The organism is Oenococcus kitaharae (assembly GCF_025758695.1).
In the GTDB taxonomy this organism is placed as follows: Bacteria; Bacillota; Bacilli; order Lactobacillales; family Lactobacillaceae; genus Oenococcus; species Oenococcus kitaharae_A.
Genome location: NZ_JANJQP010000003.1, coordinates 319236 through 343779, shown reverse-complemented (window position 1 = coordinate 343779; position 24544 = coordinate 319236). Strand labels below are relative to the sequence as shown.

Below are 24544 nucleotides of genomic sequence, written 5' to 3'. Positions count from 1 at the left end.
CTTTCGTTATCTAATATATCACATATGTGAAACAATGACAAGTGTGAAATACCACAAATGTGAACTAATCTTCTAAATGAGCCACAAAAAAAGAGCTTTTCCAGCTCTCTTCACTCTTACTTTTTCTTATCAGCTTTTTCTTTGTTGATCAAAATCTTATCAATCAGGCCATACTTCAGTGTCTCATCAGAGTCCATCCAATGGTCACGTTCAGTATCCTGCTCGATCTTGGCCAATTTTTGACCAGAATTGTCAGCTAAGATTTGGTTCAAACGCTTACGGGTCTTTAACAGTTGGTCAGCAATAATCGACATATCTGTCTGTTGCGTTCCAGCACCGGCACCACCCATCGGCTGATGAATCAAGTATTCGGCATTTGGCAGCATAAAGCGCTTTGTCTTCGTACCAGACGACGCAATAATTGTTGCCATAGAAGCAGCCATCCCCATCACGATTGTCTGGACATCAGAACGAATAAAGTTCATCGTATCGACAATCGCCATACCGGCTGTCACAGATCCACCAGGTGAATTAATATACATATATATATCTTTATTTGGATCTTGTGCATCCAAAAAAAGCAGCTGCGCAACGATACTAGTTGCCATTTGGTCTTCGACTTCGCCCTGAACCAAAATAATTCGGTCCTTGAGAAGCCGGCTCGGCAAATCGTAACTTTCGCGTCCGTTAGCAGTTTGTTCAATAACTCCAGGCCACATATCATGCCTCCTTAAATTTAATAAAGTAAGTATAGTTCATTGGTCAAGAAAGGTCAAACTTTTTCCTGCTCAATTTCCGATGCTAATTGCATCAATTTACGCATACGATGATTGATACCTGATTTAGTTAATTCTTGGCCTGCTACCATGTCAGCCATATCACTGAGACTGGCTTCCGGATTATTCAGCCGTAATAAAGCAACCTCTTTTAATTTGTCCGGCAGCGAATCAAAATAATTTTTTTCGCGTAAAAGCAGCAGCGCGTCATATTGCTTTTGAGCGGCCTCGGCCATGCGGCTGACGTTGGCATTATCAGCATTAGCCAAACGGTTGGCCGAATTGCGCATGTCTGACATAATTCGGGCATCCTCGAACTGCAGCATCGAGGCAGTTGCTTGAATAATCGACAAAAAATCAGAGATACGTTCACCGGTTTTCAGATAAACAATCAGCCTATCGCGACGTTGAGCAATCTTGGCGCCTAAGTTGAAAAGAGGGTCATTCATAATTGACAAAATCTGCTCGATTAAATCCTCATCGGCTGAAGCAATTTCCAAGTGATAATTTTTGGAATGCGGCGCATTAACTGATCCAGTAGATAAAAAAGCCGCTCGTAAAAAAGCTTGTTTTTTTGCCTGTGTATCCAGAAAAGCCCGCGGCACAAGACGCGAAGCAGAAAAGGGATCTAGCTTTAAATCGGCCAAAATTGTATCAGCATCCGTCATAATGATCACACCATAACGATGGCGGCCAGCCTGTTTGAAAGACCGTCCCTGCTCAATATTGGTCTGGATATCGGCCTGATAGCATTGTGCGAGCAATTGGTAGGTTCGTCTGGCACTCGCCGGATTCTGTGTCTGAATTTCCAGCGTATTGTGCCGGCTGCCGCCAAGATGATAAATCCCGTTTAAGCGCAAAACCGCCGATAGTTCGGATTTAGCAGTATCCAGACTAATCGGCAGAATTGAAAGTTCTTTTTTAACAGCTTGCGTAAAGGTCATCAGACTTCGCCATCAAGGATTTGCAGCAGTTTCTCGGCAATTTTCTGACCGTCATGAAAGGCGCCTTGATCGCGTAATTCCAAAAAATCTCCGGTAATCGGCGTGACACCGAGTTTTTTGTCTTCGGCCAGATCCACTTTGACTTGTGTCGAAATCTCATCCCACTTTTGAAAGTCGATATAATCTTCCGGCACAACCGCTGTGTTTGTCAAAACATAATCAATAATCCCATCCGTCACATTGTGGTAGATAGCTTTGATATGGCTGGCATCCGTGTAATGGTCTGTTTCACCTTTTTGCGTCATGATATTGGCAATATAAACCTTTTTTGCCGGACTAGCCTTAACCGCTTTGCCAACAGATGGAATCACAAGGTTGGGCAGAATTGATGTATATAGAGAGCCTGGCCCGAACACAATCATGTCGGCATGGTCAATCGCCAAAAGAACTTCGGATGTTGGTGTCGGCTGTTCGCCATTCTCCGTCGTGATTGATAGATGCTCAATCACTTTGTGAGCAACTGTAATCTCATGTTCGCCGCTGCCCTGTGTGCCATCTGTAAAAGCAGCGTGCAGCACCAAGGGATCTGTAGCAACGGGATAGACCTTACCGGAAATCATCATGAAACGGCCCAACTTTTGAACGGCACCGAAAATATCACCAGACATTTCGGTCATGGCCGCAATAATTAAATTTCCTAGAGCATGATTTTTAAAAAACTCATCAGAAGATTCAAAACGATATTGGAAAATCTTCAAAAAATCATCCGGCAATAATGACAAAGAAACCAGCGCATTGCGAATATCTCCAGGCGGCACAATATTCATAAAGTTTCGTATCACACCTGACGAACCGCCATCGTCAGCCACGGTCACAACGGCAGTCACTTCGACATTGCAATCGCGCAGAGGACGTAAAATAACCGGTAATCCGGAGCCTCCGCCAATCACGACGACATTTCTTTTTTTGCCAGTACTCATGCTTTGGTCTCCTCTTTTAGCCGCGCGATCTCGCGTTTTTGAGATTTTGCTAAATCCCGATGACAAATGGCTGCGTCATATCCTTCAGCAGCTAAATCTTGACCTAATCTTTGGGCAAAAGCAACTGAACGATGTTGGCCACCGGTACAGCCAAAGGCAATCGTTACTTCATCAGCGACATGGCCACCAGCTGTCTCTTTGGCCTGAGCTAATTTTAAAGCTAGGCCGACCATCTGCTTGAGCTGCTGATAAAAATCTTCAGAGCCGGCAGCTGACATGACAAAATCAAAAACAGCCTGATCCAAACCGCTCAAAGTACGCATGCCAGGCTGCCAATATGGGTTTTTTAGGAAACGCAAGTCAAAAACAAAAGACGCTTTTGGCATATTTTCGTATTTATAGCCAAACGAAATAACCTTAATTTTCATGCTAAGTCAAATTATATCATCAGCTTCAAGCCTTAACCTGCGAATCGGTCAAAGTTTGAATGTAATCAAACAGTAATTTGCCGGCGACAGCACCATCGCCAACTGCTGAAGCAATTTGACGAATGGAAGGCTTGCGGACATCACCAACAGCAAAAACACCGTTCACTTTCGTCTGCATATTCTCGTCAGTCAGCACCCAGCCCTTATCATCCAGAATACCCAATTTTTCTAAACCTTGTGTATTAGGCGTAATCCCGACATAAATGAAGACACCATCGCTTTTAATAATCGATTCTTCCTGCTTGTCCTTATCAAACACGCGAATACCAGTGACTTTTTCCCCATCGCCCAGGATTTCTTTGGTCTCCTTATTCCAAGAAAAATCGATATTTGCTTTATCAAAGGCCCGTTTTTGAGCAATTTTAGAGGCACGAAGCGTATCACGGCGATGAACAATTGTCACCTGTTTAGCCAAATTAGCTAAGTAAGTCGCTTCTTCAATCGCTGAATCACCACCGCCAATAACCGTTACTTGTTCGCCCTTAAAGAAGGCACCATCACAAACAGCACAGTAGGAAACCCCGCGGCCGGCATACTCCTCTTCGCCGGGCACTGATAAATGACGATGTGTAGCGCCACTGGCAACGACAACAACCTTGGTTTCATACTGTTCGTCGTCAGTCACAACCAATTTGCTGGCACCATGGTCAATCACATTCTCGACTTCGCCAAAAACATATTCAGCACCAAAACGCGTCGAACTGGCATACATTTTTTCCGCCAATTCATTACCCAAAATAGAATCAAAACCAGGGTAATTTTCAACTTCGGCCGTATCATTCATTTGTCCGCCGTAGATGCCCTTATCGATCATGAGAACCGATAAATTAGCTCGGCTGGCGTATGTAGCTGCTGCCATGCCTGCTGGGCCTGCACCAATAATGATCACATCATATTTCTGTGCCATAAAATCTCCTGCTTACTATTTGTTAGTTTATCACAGAGCTGTCATTTGCTCAAATATATAAAAAATCGTCCTAACGGACGATCAATGACAGATATGGCAAACTTTACAGAGTCTTTGCAAGCTCTTTGATATACTTGCGAAGCTCGTCACCAGTATCCGGATGAACTAATCCAAACTCAATATTTGTTTCCAAGAAACCGATTTTAGAACCGATATCATACCTTTTACCTGTAAATTGATGAGCGTATACATGCTCTTTGTGATTCAAAGACTCAATCGCATCGGTTAACTGAATTTCGTTGCCTTTACCTGGCATCGTGTTTTCCAGTTCTTCAAAGATTGTCGGCGTAAACAAGTAACGTCCAATAATCGCCAAATCAGAAGGTGCATCTTGCGGACGCGGTTTCTCAACAAAGTTTTTCACCTCAAACAAACCCGGTTTAACTTCTTTAGCAGGATCAATCACACCGTACTTGGAAGTCTCTTCGTGAGGTACCTGCATCACGGCTAGTGTCGATTGTTCAGTTTCGTTATAGCGGTCGATCAGCTGACGAGTCAAGGGCACTTCATCCGTCATCAAATCATCACCCAGCATCACAACAAATGGTTCATCACCAATAAATGATTTGGCCTTTAAGACAGCATCCCCAAGGCCACGCGGATGCGATTGACGAATAAAGTAAATATTCAAATCAGTTGTGTCCTGAACCAGTTTGAGTAGTTTATCCTTACCCTTTGCAGAAAGGTTATCTTCAAGTTCAGCATTGGAATCAAAATGGTCTTCGATAGACCGTTTTGATTTACCATCGACAATCAAAATATCTTCAATACCAGATTTGATTGCTTCTTCAACAATGAATTGAATTGTCGGTGTATCGACAATTGGCAGCATCTCCTTGGCCAAGGCTTTTGTAGCCGGCAAAAAACGCGTTCCCAAACCGGCTGCTGGAATCACGGCCTTTTTAACTTTTTTAAGCATCTCGATTATTCCTCCGAAATCAGTGGTCGATTCATTAGATCGGCAACAACATCTTCTATTTTCGCATTTTCATAGAGAATTTTGTAGACAGACTGGCTAATTGGCATACTAATTTTGTTATTTTTTGACAATTGGTCTACCGCTTTAGCTGTTCGAACGCCTTCGATGACCATACCCATCTCTTTTTGAACTTGTTCTATGTTTTTGTTACCGGCCAATGCGACACCTGCGCGAAAATTGCGAGAATTGGCTGAAGTAGCAGTCACAATCAAATCACCGAGACCGGCTAGACCATCAAAAGTGGCTGACTGGCCGCCTAAAACGATACCCAAACGACGCATTTCTGCTAATCCACGTGTAATCAAGGCTGCTTGTGTATTGTCAGCCATTCCTAAGCCTTGTAGTATGCCCCCAGCAATCGCAAGCACATTTTTCAGGGCCGCAGCATACTCCGAACCCGGTAAGTCAGAATTTGTATAAACACGGAAAAACGAATTGGATAATGCCTGTTGAACTTTTTGTGCATTTCCTTTATTAGCACTTGCAACAGCTACCAAAGTGATCGCATGCCGAATCACCGATTCAGCATGTGAAGGACCGGAAATAAAAAATAAATCGCTCTCATTTAACAATGGCATTTCTTCGCAAATCATCTGACTAATACGTTTATTAGAATCAACCTCAATACCTTTTATTGCATGGCCGAAAAATGCATCAGGGGCAGTCAAAGACAAAAGTTTCCCAACTTCACGTGCGACCTCACGAATTGCTACCGTTGGTACGACAAATAAAACAATTTCAGCGCCATTTAACGCTGCTGCTAGATCAGTGCTCGCCTGCAGCTTATCATCTAAAAGAGCATCTTTTAAATAACGGCTATTGTGATGAGAACGATTGATTTCGTCAACATCATTAGCATTATGGCCCCAAAGCATCACTTGATTGCCGTTGCCAGAGAATGTTGAAGCCAGAGCTGTGCCCCAAGATCCAGCACCAATGACGGCTATTTTAGTTGTTTTGCTGGTCATGGACTTCATTTTCCTTAATCAGCTTGCGCTGGCGTTCTTCTAATGTGGATAATGCGTCAAAACCCATCCGTTCGGTACGATATTTCAAAGCCGCCGCATCAATCACGCTGGCTGTATTACGCCCAGAAGTAACCGGCAGCTCCATTTTGGGAATTTTTATCCCAAGAATTTCAAAACTAGCACCGCCGTCACCCAAGCGATCAAAGTTTGACACTTTCTCATTAGAACGTTTTAAATCGATATTCAGCACAATCGTTGTATGGTCACGAATTGCAGCGGCACCATATGTTTGAAGAACATCGATAATACCAATACCGCGTACCTCCATCAAATTGGCGAGAACTTCAGAAGGAGCCCCCACTAGACGCTGTTCATCTTCGGCGTATATATCAACCCGGTCATCAGCAATCAAACGAGCTTTTCCTTGTTGAATCAGTTCCAAAGCAGCTTCAGTTTTCCCAATTCCAGGGTCACCCGTCAATAACACACCTATGCCGTTGATATCGATCAGCACGCCATGGACAGCTTTTCTTTCCGATAACTGAGCACCTAAATAATAAGTCATATTCAACAGTAGTCTAGACGAAGTTAAGGAGCTGGTCAAAACTGGAATTTTTGCGGCCTTAGCGGCATCAATCAATTCATCAGGGACTTGCAGATCAGTTGAGACAACAAAAGCCGGAGTCAATGGCGTTGACATTTTTTTAAAAACATACATTTTCTGCTCATGCGACATCGTCTTAGCATATTCCGTCTCATTAACACCATATAACTGCACGCGTTTTGGTTCAAAGTAATCCAAAAATCCCGTTAATTGCAAACCGGGACGCGCAATATCAGGAACCGTGATCGGCCGGTCCAAATCATCTTCTCCCCAAACTACACGCAACGCAGTATTCTGTACCAAATCTTTAACCGTAACTGTTATTTGTTCATCCATTTTTTACCTCACTTTCTCAGTACTTGTGATCCAACTTTGTGCAAAACTAAAAATCAAACTCAGTACAAATACCCAGCCCCAACCATGAATCGTCACGCCAGAAACTAAAGCATCGTCAACGGCTAAAACAACCATATTGATAACAATACTAAAAAGGCCAAGCGTCAAAATTGTGATCGGAAAGGACACAATATGCAGCAAAGGTTTTAAAAAGGTATTCAATAAAGCAAGGACGACCGCTGCTACGATTGCAGCTGTCCAATCTTTAACTGTCAGAGCATTAGGAAACAAATAGTGAAACACAACAAAAATTAATGTATTGACAATCAGCCTATAAACAAAATGCATACTGGTACTTCTCCTTAAATAAAACTGGAAGATCCCGGATTTAATTCCACAATTTTGCCGCTTCTCTTGTAGACCAGCCACTCGGCAATATCAGTCGCATGATCAGCGGTCCGCTTAAGATAACCAACTACCACTAAGTAATCAGCGCCAGTATCAACTGTGTCAGCATCATCCTTCATGGAAGCCAAAATATCTTTTCGAATCGTTGATGATAGCTGGCCAACATGCTGCGAGTGCGTGGCAACCTTTTGAGCATCATCAATCGAATCAGAAACATAGGCATCCAGTATTTCATCGACAGTTCTTGTTGCCATCAAGCCCATCTCAGAAATTTTTCTTTCAATCGCAGGCATTCTGCGATCGCCATTCTGCCGGTGATGAATACGAATGGTCGATTGTGCAATATCGCGTGCATAATCGCCCATCCTTTCAAGAACAGAAACAGCTTTTAAGATAGTCACGACTTCACGTAAATCGGTTGTCACAGGCTGATACAACGCAATCATTTCAAAAGTCTTTTTTTCAATAGCAGACTCGCGTTCGTTAATCTCATGATCACGATTAATAATTTCATCAGCGGCCTTGGTATCATGTGCCATAAAAGCCACGACTGATTTATCAATCGTCCGTGCAACCATCTTCCCCATGCTGCGGAACTGGTCGTCCAAATCTTCCATTTCGATGTCAAAAATTCGGCTCATTCCCCATCATCTCCTTTTCTATTCATTTTATCCAAAACGGCCGCTCACATAATCCTGAGTTTCCTTTTCTTTAGGATCCAGGAAAATATCACGAGTATTGCCTACTTCGACCAATCGCCCTTCATTTAAAAAGGCCGTTGTCTGGCTGATACGAGCAGCCTGCTGCATGTTATGCGTCACAACAATTAAACAATAATGATCGCGTAAATCCAGCAACGAGTCTTCAACCACACGGCTGGAGATTGGATCCAAAGCGCTGGTTGGCTCGTCTAGCAACAAGATATCCGGTTTGGTCGCCAACACACGTGCCACACTGACACGCTGCTGCTGGCCGCCAGATAAACCCAAGGCATTGGCACCCAAACGATCCTTGACCTCATTCCAGACACCGGCCTGTGTGAGCGCCTTTTCAACTTCCTCATCCAATTCGTGTTTCGGCATTTTTTTTCCTAATTTAAGTCCGAAAGCAACGTTCTCATAAACACTGAATGGAAAAGGCGTCGGCTGCTGAAAGACCATCCCGATACGCTTGCGTAAATCAACCAAATCGACATTATCGGCGTAAATATCCTGCCCGTGAAATAAAAACTTGCCTTCCACACGAACACCAGGCGTCAAATCATGCATACGATTTATCGCACGAAGATATGTTGATTTTCCGGACCCAGATGGTCCGATTAAAGCCGTGATACCTGTTTTTGGAAAATGAAGACTAATATCATGCAGTGCTTCTTTTTCACCGTAGAAAAGCTTGACATGTTCAGTTGTTAATAGATATTTTTCGTCTGCCATCAGCCAAAATTCCCCGAAACATAATCATCCGTCAATTTGACTTTTGGTCTCGTAAAGATTTTTCTTGTTAAATCGAATTCAATGACTTTGCCCAAATGAAAGAAAGCCGTGTAATCACCAATCCGGGCAGCCTGCTGCATATTGTGTGTAACAACGATGATCGTGTACTTTTTCTTTAATTCCATCATTGTCTCTTCAATCTGCATCGTCGATTTTGGATCCAAAGCGCTGGTTGGTTCATCCATTAATAAAATATCAGGTTTCAATGCAAGCGCACGCGCAATGACCAGCCTTTGAGCCTGCCCGCCTGACAATTCAAGCGCTGATTTCTGCAAGTCATCTTTCACTTGATCCCACAAAGCAGCTTGCTTTAAGGCCGATTCGACAATTTCGTCTAACTGTTCTTTGCTATATTTTTTCCGCTGCGTCAAAGCGAATGCAATGTTATTATAAATAGACTTTGCGAAGGGATTGGGCATCTGAAAAACCATGCCAATATGTCGACGCACTTCGTAAACATCAACATCCGGAGAATTCAGGTCTAACCCGCGATACATAATTTTACCCGTCACACGAGCAACACCATCGTTCATACGATTCAAAGAACGCAGAAAAGTAGACTTCCCTGAGCCGGATGCCCCAATTAAAGTCGTAATTTTAAAACGCTCAAAAGCGAGATTCGCATCTGTTAAGGCCTGATTATCCCCATAGAAAACTGAAACATTTTCAGTTTTCAAAGCTACTTCATGTCTCGCGGGATCAGGTTCGGAAATGTAACTATCCGGATTATCCAAGCGAATCAGTTTTTTTATATCTTTCACATAATTAATTGCAGGTGTTTTTGATTTAGCCATGATCACCTCGCCGATCCCGATGTCATTTTCTTGTACAATTTACTTCCTAGGTATCTCGCCAACAGATTAAAAATCAGAACCATGATAATCAGCACAGCAGACGCACCAGCGGAAATTCGAGCTGCATCCGGCATCGTACCTTCGGAATTAACTTTCCAAATATGTACGGCTAAAGTTTCAGCTGGCCGCATTGGATTCAAAGGGCTATTGGAATCAAAAGGATTCCAATTTAGCCAATTTAATTGTGGAGCCGATTGGCCTGCTGTAAACAGTAAAGCAGCCGCTTCACCAAAAACACGTCCAGCTGCCAAAACAATACCAGTCACGATCGAAGGAACAGCGGCCGGCAAAATCACTTTGCCAGTCGTTTCCCATTTTGAAAGGCCCAAAGCCAGGCCTGCTTCTCTTTGAAGATTTGGAATAGCAGCTAGCGAATTTTCAATGGAGCTGGTCAAAAGAGGCAGATTAAAAAAAGTGAGGGCAACCGCGCCGGATAAAACAGAAAACCCAAAATGAAACTTTAAAACAAAGAGTAAGAAGCCAAACAAGCCAACTACTACCGATGGGAGGGAACTCAAAACTTCGATTGCAGAACGAAAAATCGAAATAAACTCTGATTGCTGATTAGCAAATTCATTTAAATAAATTGCTGAACCCAAAGCAATGGGCAAAGAGATCAGCATCGACAATATCAAGAGATAAAAGGAATTAAACAGTTGATCAGAAATACCACCGCCGGCTGTAAAAGCAGATGAGTGGCTAGTCAAAAAATGCCAACTGACGTTTGGCAGCCCTCTGCCAAGAATCGACACCAGTAAAGCTGCTAGAATAACAACTACTAGAGCCGAAATAAAATAAATCGTCACGATAGCAATCTTATTTGTTGACTTCGTATTCATTATTTCGCTCCTCGAGAAATATTTGTCCTTTTTCCAATCATCCGAATAACCAGGTTAAAGATAAGAGACATGATCAATAGCAGCATCGCTAAAGTCCATAAAACATCGTTTTGCACAGAGCCGTCGGCAGTATTGCCGATTCCCTGAGTCAGCACAGAAGTAAGCGTTGAAGCAGAATTCATCAAACCAGTTGGCATAATCGCCGCGTTGCCGACAACCATTTGCACAGCTAATGCCTCACCAAACGCACGAGCCATGCCAAATACAATAGCCGTCAGGATTCCGGGTGTTGCTGCCCGCAAAATGACTTTATAAATCATCTGCCAGCGTGTTGCACCGATCGCAAGTGCAGACTCCCGATAATGATTGGGAACATTTTTTAGCGCATCAACAGTCATTGATGTAATTGTCGGCAGAATCATAACAAACAGGACAATCGTGCCTGCTAAAATACCAAATCCAGAACCACCAAAAATGCTGCGTAAAAATGGCACCACTATGGTGAGGCCAATAAAGCCATACACAACAGAAGGAATACCAACCAATAATTCAACGACGGGTTGCATAATTTTTTTGCCTAGCGTTGGTTGGAGTTCAACCATAAATAAAGAAGTGGCAATTGCAAATGGTGTGGCAACAAGTGCACTGAGAAAAGTAACAAGAAAAGAACCGACAATCATCGGCAACGCGCCAAATTGCAAGTTCCCTTGTGCATCAGGTGCCGTTGGATTCCAGACAGTGCCGAAAATAAACCTGAAGGGGTTGATATGGTCTAAAGTGAACGTCATCAAGCCCCGGCTGACAACAAAGAAGAAAATAGATAAGACAACAAGACTAATGAGAGTCAGTGCCGAAAGACTCAGACGACTCCCAAATTTGTCTTTTTTAGCTGAAATAGACTTTCTTAATAATGATTCCCTGATTGGATCCTGATTACTCTTGTTGTTTCTTCTTGGCATAGCTTATCTGTCCGAAACCTTTCCTTGCGCATTTTTATCAACCTTCATGCCAGCTAGCGGAATGTAACCGAGCTGCTGTACAATGCCCTGCTGAATTCTTTTGGATTGGAAAAATGTAATAAAACGGCGAGTCTCACCTTGTGCTTTGCCATGTGTATACATAAACTCATAACCCCAAATTCGCCATCTATTAGTTTCGACATTGCTTCTGGTCGGACTAACACCGTTGATATCCAAAGCTTGTATATTCTGAGCAGACATATAGCTGAAACTTAGGTACGAAATAGCGCCCGGAGTCGCAGAAACAATCTTTTGTACCGTGCCGTTCGAGTCTTGTTCCTGTGCTTTGGTGGCAGCTTGTCCGGCTAACACCGCTCCTTCAAAAACCGATCTCGTTCCCGAACCAGCCGAACGATTGACCACTGTAATCGTGAGATTTGGGCCCCCAAGCTGTTTCCAGTTTGTCACGCGGCCTGTAAAAATATCCTGCAACTGAGTTGATGTTAAATTCTTAAGGCCCACGCCTTTATTGACCACTGGGGCTATGCCCACCACAGCAACTTTATGGCCAACGATCTTGCTGGTATCAATTCCGTCACTATTTTCCGCGAAAATATCGGAATTGCCTATTTGCACAGAACCTGCTGCTACCTGTGTCAAGCCAGCACCGGATCCACCACCTTGAACAGTAATTTGGGTGTTGCGATTGGCTTTTTCATATTCGGCACCGGCGCGTTCTGCTAAAGGCTGCAGCGCCGTTGAGCCTACGATCAAGATATTTTTAGTCGTCGCATTAGGCGAGACAGCAGAATTACTGGTCAGGCCGCGGTGGGTCGACCCGTAATATAGTGCTAAAACAACGATTGCGATGATACCGATTCTTGTCAAAAGTTTTTTTCTAGTCATAGTTATGTAGTCCGGGGCCAGCCCCCGGATAATTGTTACTTAGTTGTTACCACACCATCTGCGTCTTTAGTCACTTTCATTTCAGAAAGCGGAATATAACCTAATCGACGAATGATGCCTTTGACACTTTTTTTATGAAAATAACTGATAAAGGCTTTTGTAGCACCCTTGGCTTTGCCCCGGGTATACATATGCTCATATCCCCAGATTGGCCACTTATTCGTGCGCACATTTTTAGCTGTTGGCGCAATTTTCTTTAATTTCAAAGCCCTAAGACCAGTCTGTCCCTTAATGTAGCCAAAAGCTAAATATGAGATAGAACCTGGTGTTGTTGAAATTATTTTTTGAACCGTACCATTAGAATCTTGTTCCTGAGCCGTTGCTGCAGTGGCATCTCCCAGCACAGCTTTTTCAAAAACAGCTCTCGTACCAGAACCAGCTGCTCGGTTAATCAGGACAATCTTCTCGTCTTTTCCACCAACCTGATTCCAATTTGTAACTTTTCCTGTAAAAATATCTTTTAATTGACTCTTCGTCAGACTTCGAACACTTACATCTGAGTTAACCACTGGTGCAATTCCAACAACTGCGACTTTGTGGTCAACTAAAACACTGGCATCAATACCATCCTTTTCTTCAGCAAAAACATCAGAATTACCTACTTGGACCGAACCAGCTTGAACTTGTGTCAAGCCAGCACCGGATCCACCACCTTGCACGGTAACCTGTACTGCAGGATGTGCACTTGAAAAGCGCTCGCCGATCTGCTCGGCAAGGGGTTGAAGCGCTGTTGAACCAACAGCTAAGACCTTTCCAGTCAACTTTGACTTAGAAGCTGCGAAGGCGCTTGTACCATGATTAACGCTCGTCAATGACGCACCGCTAATAGCAACCAACGCAAGTAAACTCAATAACCATTTCCTCATAATTATGAAACTCCTTGTGTCTTATTAATATTCAGTTTTCATGTGCGGGAACGAATGCCTCCGCACATAAAAGATACCACAAAATAGGGTCTCATATGTTTCAGAGATGCAAACTAGTCAGGATTTTTTTCGGCTAATTGCCATTGCAAATAGGCGTTTATGAACGGATCTAAATTCCCATCCATGACGCCGTCAGTATCACCTGTTTCATAACCTGATCGTAAATCCTTAACCATGCGGTAAGGTTGAAAAACGTACGAACGGATTTGTGATCCCCAAGCGACCTCTAACTTCGTGCCAGAAATTTTCGCATGTTCTTCAGCACGTTTCTGTTCCTCTATCTCGTAGAGTTTGGCTTTCAGCATTTTCATTGCAATATCACGGTTGCCATATTGTGTACGCTCTACTTGAGAAGCGACCACAATACCGGTCGGCAGATGAGTGAGTCGTACGGCAGTGGAAACTTTATTGACGTTCTGCCCACCGGCTCCGCCTGAACGGTAAACATCCATTTTAATGTCCTGGGGACGAATTTCAATTTCAATCTCATCGTCATCTAATTCCGGCATGACATCAATCGACACAAAAGAAGTGTGCCGGCGGCCAGCAGAGTCAAAAGGACTGATTCTCACAAAACGATGAACGCCTTTTTCACTGCGCAAAAAACCATATGCATTATGACCAATAATTCGCAAAGTTGCTGAAGCGAGACCGGCTACATCACCAGACTGGTAATCAGTTACTTCCACTTTAAAATCATGTGATTGTGCCCAACGCGTATACATGCGATAGAGATTGCCTGCCCAGTCTGCAGATTCAGTACCGCCTTCGCCGGGATGAATTTCCAAAATCGCATTATTGGCATCATACTTACCGGTTAGCAACTGTTGAAGATTGTATGCCTGTAAATCTTTTTCTGTTTTTTCAATACCATTTTCCAGTTCAGCATGCATTTCCGGATCATCCTCTTCGGATAGCAATTCGATCAATGCTGTCAAATCCTGGACTTGTTTATCTAAACTGAGAAAAGAGTCGCGTCTATCCTTTAAAACGTTTGTTTCATCAATAACTTTTTGAGCGGCTTCGTTATCATTCCAAAAATCCGGCTGGCTCATTTTATCTTCATTATCTGCAATTGATGCATCTAAGGCATCAAGGTCAAAGAGACCCCCTAAAACCGTCAATCCGGCTTTGCATATTCCCAATACTCTTTTTTGCTTCTGCTAATTCCATTATTTCTCCTTATACAAGCGTCTAGCTTCTCCTCGTTACCAACGGTATAGCCATATTTTAACTTTAACAATCATTGAAGGCGATGCCAATAGAATACATGCTTTCCTCGGGATAATTGCAGAATTTAATGGTGATTCATTTTGAAATCCCGTTTTAAATTTTTAGCTGTCCAATAAAGTGCCAGCAAAGCAGCAATCACGTAAATCGCTGACAAAGCCACGCTATGTCCATGCATATAAGCTCTTACAAAAGTCACAGTTCCCATGATCAGCATATAGAAAAAAGCTACGGCACAAACAGAATCGGCCGCAATATAGAGTTGACGTCTCGTTTTGGGATTTTTCATCATGCCTTCTTTCTTTTATTTATAAGCGTTTTGATTCAAGCAATCAAGAGACGCTGCCACCTAAGTGAATAAACAAGGAATACGATCAATAAAGCAAGCGTTACATTGATAAACTAGCGCCCAAAGAGTAAGCAACAAATCGAAACTGGCCTATATCGCTTATCGCGTGTGGCTTTCTTTTTCATTTAAATGTGTTTGATGATAATCTATTTTGAAATTCAAATATTTCATTGTCTCCATCAAATCAGATATCTTCTGATTCAGATCCCGCTTGGCTTTGAAAAGAATTTGTAGATGCTGTTCATCCTGATCGGGAGTCACAAAAATATGTTGAATTTGTTTAATTGTTAAACCAGCTCGCCGATAGTGCACAATCGCATCCACACGCGCTAGATTATCAGCATCAAATAAACGGATGCCGTTCTCATCTCTAGGAACGTTTAATAAACCGATTTTTTCATAATATCGTAGAGCATAAATACTAAGCCCGAATTCTGCTGATACGTCTCCAATATATCTATTTTTTTCAACTTTACTAGTCATGATCTCTTTTTTCTCTTGCACTAGACCAACTCTAGCATGCTAGCATCAATTTGTCATTTGGAAAATGATAATAAATTTTAGAAATCAAAATCTTAAGAGGCACTGGCTATGAACGATACTCAAGAAATAGAAAATTTAATTGATGATTACGCAACTTTTGCCGACACCAGACAGGCTGATTCCCAGTTGGCTTTATTTACTGATGATGCAAAAACAGCTGTTTATTTCCCTGGAAAACCGAATGACCCGCAAATTATTTCAGGATCCCAAGCTTTACTAGATGGTTTTTCGGGACTAAACCAATACGAAAAAACCTTCCATTTTATCGGCCAAAAGAAAATCACAATCAAAAACGAAAATGAGGCCAAGGCTTACGTTTACACAATTGCGCATCATATTAAAAACGAGGGAAAAGACGCAAAGAGTCTAATGGTCATGTATATCCGATATGAGGACACCTTGATAAAAAAAGATAATCGCTGGCTGTTTAAAGAACGTGATTTACACATTGATTTTATTGAAAATAGAAGTTTAAAGTAACTTGCTAAGAGAAATGAAAAAGAAAGAGGCAATTCATGAAAGTTGGAATTATTGCTGCAAGCGGCAAGTCTGGTAGTCTCATCACCGACAAATGTTTACAAGCAGGTATGGATGTCACGGCTTTTGTTCGGCACCCTAAGAAATTAGTAAAAAATGTGCCCTATCAGAAGCGGGATATTTTCGATATTTCAAAAAAGGATGTATCCGATTTAGATATCCTCATCAATGCAATCGGTTTTCCCATAGGTGATGAGAAAAAGCATATTGACGTAGCTCAGCATCTGGTCTCGATATTAAATGGATCTCAGACTAGATTATTAGTAGTGGGCTCTGCTGGCCATTTATATACGGACGACTCGAGGACCGGCAAAATCTACGATAATTTAGGATTTATGAGGACACCTTCAATTAATTTTGAAAAAGCCTATCGATATCTCAAAGAAAATGCCCAATTCCCATGGACCTTTTTTGCTCCAGCTGTCAATTTTGAGTATTCCCGTCCAGAAACGGATGACTATTCACTCGGAACCGATGTTGTGCTAACAAACCAAAATAGCGAATCAATTATCGGCTATCAGGATTATACAACTGCACTAGTTAACGAAATTAAATCACCTAAATTTATCAATAGCATGATGACAATATCCGAAAACTAGATACTGGCAAAGACGATCTACCTGGGCACTGGGATCACAAGGCAGATCGTTTTTGTATATCCTCAAAGGAGCCAATTTTAAATTTAACTATCAGATTCCAGATATATCACATTGAAATCTCATAACTCGAGTTGATGCTGATTACGGTCAGATCAACATAAAACGTTTAGCCAACAAAAAGACAGAGGTTGAACTGTGTGTAATGAAGGTTGCCATAGTACTAAGCAAATTTATATATGACCGACTTCAACAGTTGCAAAAACAAGGCAAAGTAGTAAACGGAACTTTGAATGTCAATCAGTAAAAATAAAAGCGCTCAACCGTACGGTTAAAGTGCCTTGTCAACATATCAATATGGATGGAGAGAGATTCGAACTATAAACGCTCTATCCCTTGTGTCACAAGGCTTTAGAAATTCAGGGCTTTGCGGTATTACTTTTAATATTACTTTCGTTGACGAAATTAGCAAAAATCTTCGCTGTTTCTGTTTTCTGTTTCTTGGTTACTTCAGCGTATATCTGCAAAGTTGTATGCACATCGTTATGACCAAGCTGGTACTGGAGCTGTTTAATATCCATCCCCGATTGGACAGCTAACGTGGCATAAGTATGCCGAAAGCCATGGATAATGATTGGTGGTAGGTCAGCCGCCTTAGCTATCGCTCTCGCCCACGCTCTAGGACGGCTCAAACTAATAAATGAATTGACCTCGCTATTAAAAACGTAGCTGCACGGGGATGCCGAGTAGCCTAGTGCTTTATACAGATCATGCTGCCTGAGCTTCCATTCAGCCAACGCTGACACGGTCTCATCGTCCAACGTCATCAAGCGGTTGCTGGCTTTGGTTTTAGGCTCATCAGAAATAACTTCGCCACTCTCAACCGTGACAACCGTCTTAGAGATCGACAGCGTTTTATTGCTGAAATCAACATCATCCCAGTTCAAAGCTAACGCTTCGCCTTTTCTCATCCCTGTAAAGGCTAATAGCCTGAAAAACAAGTATCGGCTATAATGGTCCTTGGAATATAGCTGATAAGCACTGTTTAGAAACCGTCTGAGTTGTTCGACATCATAGAACTTCACAGAGGCACTAAATGGTGCTTTTTTAGCTCTCGGTTTATCCACATTAGCAAAGGGATTGTCTTTAACATAACCGTACTGTACAGCCTTTTTATAGACTTGATTCACAATATCTAAAGAGTCGGTGTAGCCAACTAGCTTAGCTGCAAGGCCATTAACAAACTTTTGTGCTTTGATCGGCGTGAGTTCATCTAAATAGATACCTTTGAAGTACGGTTCAATATGCAGCTTATAGCGCTCTTCAATCTTCCTGTAAGTGGATGGCTTGACCTCTTTAGCTTTCATGGTTAGCCACTGATCGGCCAATTCCTTAAAGGTTACCCGTTTAACTTGCTGGCTTTCTAGCTGCCCATGCGCTTCAGCCACTTTGTAAGCCCGATAGGCGTTTACAGCCTCTTTATTGCTGATATAACCGCTTTTCATGGTTGGTTTGCCATTCAACACGATTCTAAAATAATAGGACTTAAGTCCATTTTTCAAGGTTTTACTTCTAATTTTCATTGTCATTTATTCAATGACAGTACACACATCATCAGTCACGAGAGTTTTTAAGAGTTGTCTTTCTCTGAAATTGCTGCCCGATATCTAGCTTTAATCTCATCTAATTTCTTGAAATAGGCTTGTGTTTCGCTTTCAAATTCCCAGTAACAATTAGCAACTTCCGAGGAGTCACCTATTGAACCACCCGCACCTTCAGGTAAGTCTAATTGAGCATTGTATTCAGTCTTATTGATTAAATAATCTAACCGCTTGTAGATAGGGCGATAATCTGGATTTTGATAATCGATATCTGTGCTAAGAAGATGATTGATTGAAAAAAGTAGTTGATCCTGAAAACGGTCTTGTATGCTTTGACTACCTTGGATATTAAATGGTATCGACAACCCTGCCTTAAGATCACGAACCAATAAAGTGAACCACTCACTAGTAGTCGTAAATTCAATTACAGCCAGACGCCAATTAGCATGGTCTTTTCTAGATATTTCGTCTTCTCTATACATCAGCATGTTCATAGAAGACTTTTTCATAAGATCAAACCTTGGTTTGTAGTTATCAATGATATAGGAAAATAATTTGTCTAATTGAATGAACAATTTATCATTTTGCGTTTTCCCAAAAAGATAGTTAAAAGTTAGATCATCCTGTACATAATCGTCCAAAATCGAGGACTTAAATTCAATATTTTCAATAGCTTGTTTAGTATATTTAGCAATATCACCATAAAGCAATTCGAAAACAGAAACTTTCAACACTTTAGCCAGAGCGGTAGCCGATTCATCAGACAAGTTTGATTTTCCACTTTCATACTTACTAATTGCCATAGTCGAATAGCCTAAGGTGTCTGCAACATCTTTTTGAGTTAAACCCAGCTTTGTTCTGAGATCGTGAATACGTTGGCTCACTATTTTCTTGTCTATTTTTAAGTTCTTCATAAACTGCCTCAACTAAACTGTTTTAATTTAATGTGTTTAATCTATATTACTCTTTTTATTGCCCTTATGGTTTATATTATTACATGTAAGCAGCGAAAGCAATTAGTTCTTACAAGAAATGAGGAAAATATGGCAAAGAATTACCGAAAGATGATTAAAGATTCAGGAGTAAAAATGTATGAGGTAGCCCACGAGGCGCACACCAACGCTTCAAACCTCTCGGTATGGCTCAGATATCCTGAAGACTTGAACAACAGTCAAAAAGAACGCCTTGAGAATGCTCTACAAAAATTGAATATCGGATCAAGTAATTAATTAGAAAGGAAACAATGGCAGCCACTATGAAAACATCATCAGTCATTTTGTTTCAAATATGGAGGCTCATTTATGAATATGGAAAATGAAAATAAATTCTGGCCTGTAACTTTTAGGCGTAAAGACATCCCCAAGTTATTCGGCTTTAACGTTCGTTCCTTCGACACATTGGTTAATCAAGGCAAACTACACCCGATTGTCTTCGGCAGCTTAAAACTGTATAAAACAACGGATATGCTGGCGTATCTGGATAAAAAACAAATCAAATAGAAATCAGGACAATCAAAAATGACAAATAAAGATATAAAAAAATCTGCTAACGCTTCAGCTTTGGACGGCACTGGCGCTAACAGATCGAAGAAACAGCTAGACAAAAAGAGTCTAACTACCTTTAATAATAGCGAAAACACAAGCGAAAAGCAGGCTAGTAAGTTCCAACAGCTTGAATTAGCTGGCATGCCGGAAATCAGCACACACGGTTATTTCGATAATTTCAAGATTCCCACTTATCTCAAAGTGGTGGCTAACACTGTTCCTCTGGGTCTGGCTAATGCCCGTACAGTTAGTACGCTGGCTAAGCTGCTGCACTTAAACGAGCGGACATTCTCGGCTTACACGCATATTCTCACAGCTAAGTATCATCTACCCCTAGCCACAATTACAGTCGGCGATAACAAAGGCAACTATATCCCGATTGATGATAACGAGTTGGCTGCTTTTGTTGCTCAAGCTCAAGCAAGAGTAGATCACAGCAACGAGCGTATGCATGGCGTGATCGCTGGCTACAATCTCTATAAAAAGGTCATTCAAGCTCTAGCTAACAGCCAACGACAGAAAGGCCTTCAGCATGATTAACGGCTTAACAGAAACCAATTACAAGGCCTTATATAGGAGCTTAGAAACGTATCTACATCGGATCAACTTAAGAGCGTTATTCGGACAGCAGTTCTTAGCTGCTGAATATGAGTCGTTACTAGCAAAAGGATATCCAAAACTGGCAGCTAAGTATTATCGGCAGCTAGAAAATTATGCCGTTATCGAACAACTTGCCCAACAATTAGAGCAGCATTGCGGGGATGAGCTGGTAGATATTCGGGCGATTGATCGGGAGGTAAATTAACATGGCAGACTACAAAACAATCGAGTCCAAAGATAAACAGTTCTTTAGTAACTATTCTTTGAAAGGGCTGAAAATCTTGGCAGAAACTTATCAGCATGCGCTGGCAGAATTGAATAATCAAGTTGCTGGCTATCTGAATATTCCAAATCAAGACCCCGATTTAACAAAACTGCTGGCTTCATTCTATGAGCTGACTCAAAAGGCAGATACGAGATAAGCATGAAGATTGTCAAGCCACAAATTCAGACCCTAGCAAGCGATCAGGAAATCGAGCAATTAGCAACATCCCCGATTCGTGATTCTTTCCATAGAAATATGGACGGTTCTCTGAAAGCCAATGACCTAACCAATGCGAAGCAGATTCTATCTGTTATGCTGCGACCCTTTGGCCAAACCGTGATTAAATATAACGACTTTGCCCAACAGATCGAAATTGTTTATCCTACAGACTTACAAATCGGTTCATTCACGATTCACACAGGCGCTTTCAATGATGACTTGATAAGTGCTTTGATATCTTATGCTGATTCACAATTTATCTATCAGATCAGAACCGACCTTGCTTTTCAAGCCGTTAACGACTTGGCACACGCCAACCACTATAATCCGCTAAAAGATTACCTGAATACAGCGTTTAAGGACTGGGATCAACAAGACCATCTCACAGGCTTTATGCATAAATGGCTAGGCGTGGAGCAGACAGAGATCAATGTGAGAATGTTTGCTATCTGGTTAGTCGGCGCAGTCACAAAGGTTTTTCAGCCCACAGCTAAATTTGACTTTGTTTTACTTTTGCAAGGCGCTCCTGGCACTGGCAAAACAACATTCTTCAATATGTTAGCCATTCGTCCTGAATGGTATACGGATAATATCAGCGACTTTAAGGACAAAGACAATCAAGCCATTATGTTAGGCGCTTGGATCGTCAATGATGATGAGATGAAAGCAAGCAAGCATACAGGCTTTGAAGATACGAAGAGTTTTATCACAGAAACAACTTTGCAATTCAGAGCGCCTTATGAAAGAACCTCCCGTAAGTATGCTAAGAACTTTGTCATCGGCATGACGACTAATGACCCGATACCGTTAAAAGATCGGACTGGTAACCGTAGATACTTTGTTTTACATCCTAACGCTGATAAGCGCACAGCCGATATCACAGACCTTAGTCAAACAGATCAGCTTCATAACGAGATAACACAGCTCTGGGGACAAGCTGTTTCTCTGTATCGTGACGCTTATTCCATCTTCCCGACCAAAGCCGAAACCAAACAGATCGAAAGTTTGCAAAATGACTATCTGGCAAGCGATGATATCACAGACAGCTTGGATGATATTCTAGCCGATACACTCATCGGAACACATTTCTCACTGAGAGAATTATTAGGACAAGTCATAGATCGTACAGGTCAGCAATATCTCAAACCAAAAGAAAGGACAACGATAAGAAATGAAATCAACATGATTATGGCAGCTAATCCCGATTGGCAATATGCTAACTGGAGTCATTTACCAGGCTACACAAAAATAAAAGCCTAAGACCGAAAGGTCTTTTTTATTATCTGAACTCAAAAAACTCACATAAAAGCTTAAATAACTCACATAAAACGACTAAAAACTCACATAAAAGTCAGAAAACTCACATTGTGAAAACTGTTCAAGCCTTGCTATAAAGGCATTTTTAACGTATCTATGTGAGTATGTGAGTTAATTTTCTCTAAAAGTCTTGAAATAGAAAAAATAAAAAAATAAAAAAATAAAAAGTAATTATAGATAGTTTGAGCAAAAATAACTCACATACTCACATTTACCCCTCTAATGCCCGTGGTTGCTGGGTTTGTCCGTGTGAGTCGCCATGTTACCTATGTGAGTTTTTTACCTGATATGTTAAAAATGATCCTCGACGGGGATGGTTTAAATATTTAGCACAATGCCTTTATAATTCCTATCTTGTATCTCATTGCCTAACTGGCTCAGATCAAACAGCTTAAAATGGGCGGCAAAATAAGCCCGTTCAATTCTTAGCCGTCTGCTGATCGTAGTCTCTGAACAATGAAAAGCTGTGCAGAGTTCTTTGATTGATAAAGTTCTTCTGCTGTACTTGGCTTTTAACACAGGGCAAGCCTGAAATAAGTGATACAGCGTTCTTAATAGCTCATCTTGTCTAGCAAACGATTCATCATCATCAGCGCTTCTACGGGCTTTTTTATAGGCAAAATAAGGACTCAGCGTATCTTCAAAACGCCACAAGCGCCGACAAGCTAAGATCAAGTATTGACCACAGACACAGTCAATAGCTCTGTTTAAGGGCTTCTCAGTCAACTTTCATCAACGTCTTTCTCGGGTTATAGGCAAAAATATGATCGAGCATGCAGACCTTTTGTATAGGCGAGCGCTTAACCGCTTCAGCCACTGCCATTACATTCACTAAGGTCAGCGCTTTGATAAATGTTTCCCGTTCAATATTCAGCATGATACAGGTCTGTGTTCGGCCTCTATGGATCATGGCTTGGATATCCTTTAAGGACAAAGCAAGTTTAAACGTATTCTTGGCTTCAGGACTGGTATACCTAGCCGTTAATAGTGGACAATCTTTTAAGGCTGAAACAATGGCAGCAGCCAAGTCGCCACAACGATAAACATTCTCATCAGCCAAGACAAAGGGTCTATCAGGAAACGACTGGCAGTAATGCAGACTCTGGCAAAGAATACGGATCGTTTTAATCACAAACTTATCAATCACTGGCTGACTCATAAGTCTATTTTAATTCGTAGAAGCCAAAAAATAGCGATTACAGTACGTTTAAGCTATTCGTGTGCTTGTACATCTTTAAGTAAAAAGTCATGATATAGGGTCATACGGGGGCTAGGGTGCTGCTAAAAGAAGAACGGCGCATAGATGACGCTTTACGTAAAATTGCCAAAAAATGAAATTTAGGGAGTCAATCTGCTGCAACACAACCTAAAAACGTTGCACACAAACGCTGCAACCAAGAAACAAAAGGTTGCAAAGGTTGCAAGCCGTCATATCGGCACTCTAAAGGCGTTAGATCAGGCTTACATGCTAAGAATTGTTAAGGTTGCATGCTGGTATTTGATGGTCTAAGACCCTTGCAAAACCTAACGTTAAATGATGGCAAAAGATGGCCTAAATGCTTGCTTTTGCTAGCCTAAAACCTGCAAAAACCTAACATAAAAATGACTAAAAAGAGTTAAATAATTCGGTAAAACAGTTCTATTTAGACAGTAAAACCTGCAAAAACCTGCAATGAAACAGGACAACATTTAACCACTATCTTCAGCTCGAGTAGTTGCCTGAACTGGCTGCTGATAAACATTGCCCGCCCCCATGTTGGTTCACGGAGGTACCGTACTCAACAACCCTGACTTGTAAAAAATATCGATTTTGCAAAACTTTTTACCTACCGGGGGGTCAGGCCTACAAACGCCTATCTAACGGCATTTTTGTTTTAAACATGCCGTAATATTCTACCCGTTTTAGAGCATAAAAGCCCCGCACGTATAAGGGCATAACAGAGCAGTAGCCCTTTCAGCGATAGCTATAAGACCATACCACTACCCTCTGACAAGGTAATGGTTCTCTGAGTCGGTAAATAGTCGAGTCAGCTTGTCTGTATGGTTGTTTTGATGACAAGTTTTAGCAGGTTCTGAGCAGCGTTGGCAGCAGCGGCAGATCAGGCCTATGGCCACTTATCATGTAATAGGAAAGTGGTGTTAATCTAGCTAAAACAGCGTAAAAATAGCTAAAAACAAGTCAATAATCGACAGATATCGCCCACTTTACCACTAAACTAGTGATAGTCTGTTGGCTTCTCAGATACGCCATATAAC

At 41.7% G+C, this 24544-nt stretch carries 31 protein-coding genes; 8 read left to right on the top strand and 23 right to left on the bottom strand.

All coding sequences use genetic code 11. The annotated features are described in order from the left end of the window. Positions 1 to 116: 116 nt before the first annotated feature. The 19 genes from NRF22_RS07890 to NRF22_RS07800 all read right to left on the bottom strand — a co-directional run bounded on the left by NRF22_RS07890 (position 117) and on the right by NRF22_RS07800 (position 15549). Positions 117 to 719 (bottom strand): ATP-dependent Clp protease proteolytic subunit, encoded by a 603-nt coding sequence (locus tag NRF22_RS07890; protein ID WP_007745822.1) that lies wholly within the window; start codon positions 717 to 719, stop codon positions 117 to 119. A 53-nt stretch (positions 720 to 772) separates the two neighbouring features. Then, entirely contained in the window at positions 773 to 1720 is a 948-nt protein-coding gene (gene whiA, locus NRF22_RS07885) for a DNA-binding protein WhiA (protein WP_263779983.1), read from the bottom strand. Continuing rightward, positions 1720 to 2700, bottom strand: a complete 981-nt coding sequence (locus tag NRF22_RS07880) for a gluconeogenesis factor YvcK family protein (protein ID WP_263779982.1) — start codon at positions 2698 to 2700, stop codon at positions 1720 to 1722. The genes whiA and NRF22_RS07880 overlap by 1 nt, the downstream gene beginning before the upstream one ends. Continuing rightward, complete coding sequence (locus NRF22_RS07875; RefSeq protein WP_007745818.1) at positions 2697 to 3128, bottom strand: RNase adapter RapZ; 432 nt, start codon at positions 3126 to 3128, stop codon at positions 2697 to 2699. The genes NRF22_RS07880 and NRF22_RS07875 overlap by 4 nt, the downstream gene beginning before the upstream one ends. Positions 3129 to 3153: 25 nt before the next feature. Continuing rightward, positions 3154 to 4095, bottom strand: coding sequence for a thioredoxin-disulfide reductase (trxB, locus tag NRF22_RS07870; protein ID WP_007745817.1), 942 nt, complete (start codon positions 4093 to 4095; stop codon positions 3154 to 3156). 103 nt (positions 4096 to 4198) lie between these two features. After that, the gene (gene galU / locus NRF22_RS07865) at positions 4199 to 5074 is read right to left on the bottom strand and encodes a UTP--glucose-1-phosphate uridylyltransferase GalU (RefSeq protein WP_263779981.1); all 876 of its coding nucleotides are present in this window, start codon (positions 5072 to 5074) and stop codon (positions 4199 to 4201) included. Positions 5075 to 5079: 5 nt separating this feature from the next. Continuing rightward, positions 5080 to 6102 (bottom strand): NAD(P)H-dependent glycerol-3-phosphate dehydrogenase, encoded by a 1023-nt coding sequence (locus tag NRF22_RS07860; RefSeq protein ID WP_263779980.1) that lies wholly within the window; start codon positions 6100 to 6102, stop codon positions 5080 to 5082. Continuing rightward, positions 6083 to 7042, bottom strand: a complete 960-nt coding sequence (gene hprK / locus NRF22_RS07855) for an HPr(Ser) kinase/phosphatase (protein ID WP_263779979.1) — start codon at positions 7040 to 7042, stop codon at positions 6083 to 6085. Before hprK ends, NRF22_RS07860 begins: the two co-directional genes overlap by 20 nt. Before the next feature lie 3 nt (positions 7043 to 7045). Then, entirely contained in the window at positions 7046 to 7390 is a 345-nt protein-coding gene (locus tag NRF22_RS07850) for a phage holin family protein (protein WP_007745811.1), read from the bottom strand. 14 nt (positions 7391 to 7404) lie between these two features. Further along, on the bottom strand, positions 7405 to 8091 hold the full coding sequence (gene phoU / locus NRF22_RS07845; protein ID WP_007745810.1) for a phosphate signaling complex protein PhoU: 687 nt from the start codon (positions 8089 to 8091) through the stop codon (positions 7405 to 7407). Between the two features lie 27 nt (positions 8092 to 8118). Continuing rightward, a complete protein-coding gene (gene pstB / locus NRF22_RS07840) occupies positions 8119 to 8883 on the bottom strand; it encodes a phosphate ABC transporter ATP-binding protein PstB (protein ID WP_263779978.1) in 765 nt (254 codons plus the stop codon). Then, positions 8883 to 9737 carry a phosphate ABC transporter ATP-binding protein PstB gene (gene pstB / locus NRF22_RS07835; RefSeq protein ID WP_007745808.1) on the bottom strand — a complete coding sequence of 285 codons (855 nt, stop codon included), beginning with the start codon at positions 9735 to 9737 and terminating at the stop codon, positions 8883 to 8885. Before pstB (NRF22_RS07835) ends, pstB (NRF22_RS07840) begins: the two co-directional genes overlap by 1 nt. Positions 9738 to 9739: 2 nt before the next feature. Beyond that, positions 9740 to 10636 (bottom strand): phosphate ABC transporter permease PstA, encoded by an 897-nt coding sequence (gene pstA, locus NRF22_RS07830; RefSeq protein ID WP_007745807.1) that lies wholly within the window; start codon positions 10634 to 10636, stop codon positions 9740 to 9742. Continuing rightward, the gene (gene pstC, locus NRF22_RS07825) at positions 10636 to 11595 is read right to left on the bottom strand and encodes a phosphate ABC transporter permease subunit PstC (protein ID WP_007745806.1); all 960 of its coding nucleotides are present in this window, start codon (positions 11593 to 11595) and stop codon (positions 10636 to 10638) included. The genes pstA and pstC overlap by 1 nt, the downstream gene beginning before the upstream one ends. 3 nt (positions 11596 to 11598) lie before the next feature. Beyond that, positions 11599 to 12501 carry a phosphate ABC transporter substrate-binding protein gene (locus tag NRF22_RS07820; RefSeq protein ID WP_007745805.1) on the bottom strand — a complete coding sequence of 301 codons (903 nt, stop codon included), beginning with the start codon at positions 12499 to 12501 and terminating at the stop codon, positions 11599 to 11601. A gap of 35 nt (positions 12502 to 12536) precedes the next feature. Beyond that, positions 12537 to 13427, bottom strand: a complete 891-nt coding sequence (locus NRF22_RS07815; RefSeq protein WP_263779977.1) for a phosphate ABC transporter substrate-binding protein — start codon at positions 13425 to 13427, stop codon at positions 12537 to 12539. A gap of 113 nt (positions 13428 to 13540) precedes the next feature. Next, a protein-coding gene (gene prfB / locus NRF22_RS07810; RefSeq protein ID WP_263779976.1) for a peptide chain release factor 2 occupies positions 13541 to 14660 on the bottom strand; the annotation gives its coding sequence in 2 pieces (ribosomal slippage) (positions 13541 to 14587 and positions 14589 to 14660; 1119 coding nt in all). Between the two features lie 124 nt (positions 14661 to 14784). Beyond that, complete coding sequence (locus tag NRF22_RS07805; protein WP_263779975.1) at positions 14785 to 15006, bottom strand: hypothetical protein; 222 nt, start codon at positions 15004 to 15006, stop codon at positions 14785 to 14787. A gap of 159 nt (positions 15007 to 15165) precedes the next feature. After that, positions 15166 to 15549 carry a MerR family transcriptional regulator gene (locus NRF22_RS07800; protein WP_007745797.1) on the bottom strand — a complete coding sequence of 128 codons (384 nt, stop codon included), beginning with the start codon at positions 15547 to 15549 and terminating at the stop codon, positions 15166 to 15168. Positions 15550 to 15657: 108 nt separating this feature from the next. Between NRF22_RS07800 and NRF22_RS07795 the strand changes: the two genes are divergently transcribed. After that, a complete protein-coding gene (locus NRF22_RS07795; protein WP_263779974.1) occupies positions 15658 to 16089 on the top strand; it encodes a nuclear transport factor 2 family protein in 432 nt (143 codons plus the stop codon). A gap of 35 nt (positions 16090 to 16124) precedes the next feature. Beyond that, positions 16125 to 16745: an NAD(P)-dependent oxidoreductase gene (locus NRF22_RS07790; RefSeq protein ID WP_007745794.1), complete on the top strand. Its 621-nt coding sequence runs from the start codon at positions 16125 to 16127 to the stop codon at positions 16743 to 16745. A 416-nt stretch (positions 16746 to 17161) separates the two neighbouring features. Here the strand turns inward: NRF22_RS07790 and NRF22_RS07785 are convergent, their stop codons facing one another. Both NRF22_RS07785 and NRF22_RS07780 read right to left on the bottom strand, forming a co-directional pair. Next, entirely contained in the window at positions 17162 to 18331 is a 1170-nt protein-coding gene (locus tag NRF22_RS07785) for a tyrosine-type recombinase/integrase (RefSeq protein ID WP_263779973.1), read from the bottom strand. A 41-nt stretch (positions 18332 to 18372) separates the two neighbouring features. Then, positions 18373 to 19257 (bottom strand): helix-turn-helix domain-containing protein, encoded by an 885-nt coding sequence (locus NRF22_RS07780; RefSeq protein WP_186414129.1) that lies wholly within the window; start codon positions 19255 to 19257, stop codon positions 18373 to 18375. Between the two features lie 129 nt (positions 19258 to 19386). On the opposite strand from NRF22_RS07780, the gene NRF22_RS07775 reads away from it, so the two are divergent. The 6 genes from NRF22_RS07775 to NRF22_RS07750 all read left to right on the top strand — a co-directional run bounded on the left by NRF22_RS07775 (position 19387) and on the right by NRF22_RS07750 (position 22231). Continuing rightward, positions 19387 to 19572, top strand: coding sequence for a hypothetical protein (locus NRF22_RS07775; RefSeq protein WP_186414128.1), 186 nt, complete (start codon positions 19387 to 19389; stop codon positions 19570 to 19572). 72 nt (positions 19573 to 19644) lie between these two features. After that, positions 19645 to 19842 carry a hypothetical protein gene (locus tag NRF22_RS07770; RefSeq protein WP_243114846.1) on the top strand — a complete coding sequence of 66 codons (198 nt, stop codon included), beginning with the start codon at positions 19645 to 19647 and terminating at the stop codon, positions 19840 to 19842. Between the two features lie 18 nt (positions 19843 to 19860). Then, positions 19861 to 20427, top strand: a complete 567-nt coding sequence (locus NRF22_RS07765; protein ID WP_263779972.1) for a hypothetical protein — start codon at positions 19861 to 19863, stop codon at positions 20425 to 20427. Then, entirely contained in the window at positions 20420 to 20692 is a 273-nt protein-coding gene (locus NRF22_RS07760) for a hypothetical protein (RefSeq protein ID WP_186414126.1), read from the top strand. The genes NRF22_RS07765 and NRF22_RS07760 overlap by 8 nt, the downstream gene beginning before the upstream one ends. Before the next feature lies 1 nt (position 20693). Beyond that, positions 20694 to 20909, top strand: a complete 216-nt coding sequence (locus NRF22_RS07755) for a hypothetical protein (protein WP_186414125.1) — start codon at positions 20694 to 20696, stop codon at positions 20907 to 20909. Positions 20910 to 20911: 2 nt separating this feature from the next. Beyond that, positions 20912 to 22231, top strand: a complete 1320-nt coding sequence (locus tag NRF22_RS07750) for a virulence-associated E family protein (RefSeq protein WP_186414124.1) — start codon at positions 20912 to 20914, stop codon at positions 22229 to 22231. A gap of 375 nt (positions 22232 to 22606) precedes the next feature. Here the strand turns inward: NRF22_RS07750 and NRF22_RS07745 are convergent, their stop codons facing one another. Together NRF22_RS07745 and NRF22_RS07740 are read right to left on the bottom strand one after the other, a co-directional pair. Beyond that, positions 22607 to 22963 carry a hypothetical protein gene (locus NRF22_RS07745; protein ID WP_263779971.1) on the bottom strand — a complete coding sequence of 119 codons (357 nt, stop codon included), beginning with the start codon at positions 22961 to 22963 and terminating at the stop codon, positions 22607 to 22609. Positions 22964 to 23006: 43 nt separating this feature from the next. Next, positions 23007 to 23447 (bottom strand): hypothetical protein, encoded by a 441-nt coding sequence (locus NRF22_RS07740; protein ID WP_186414123.1) that lies wholly within the window; start codon positions 23445 to 23447, stop codon positions 23007 to 23009. Between the last annotated feature and the right edge of the window lie 1097 nt (positions 23448 to 24544).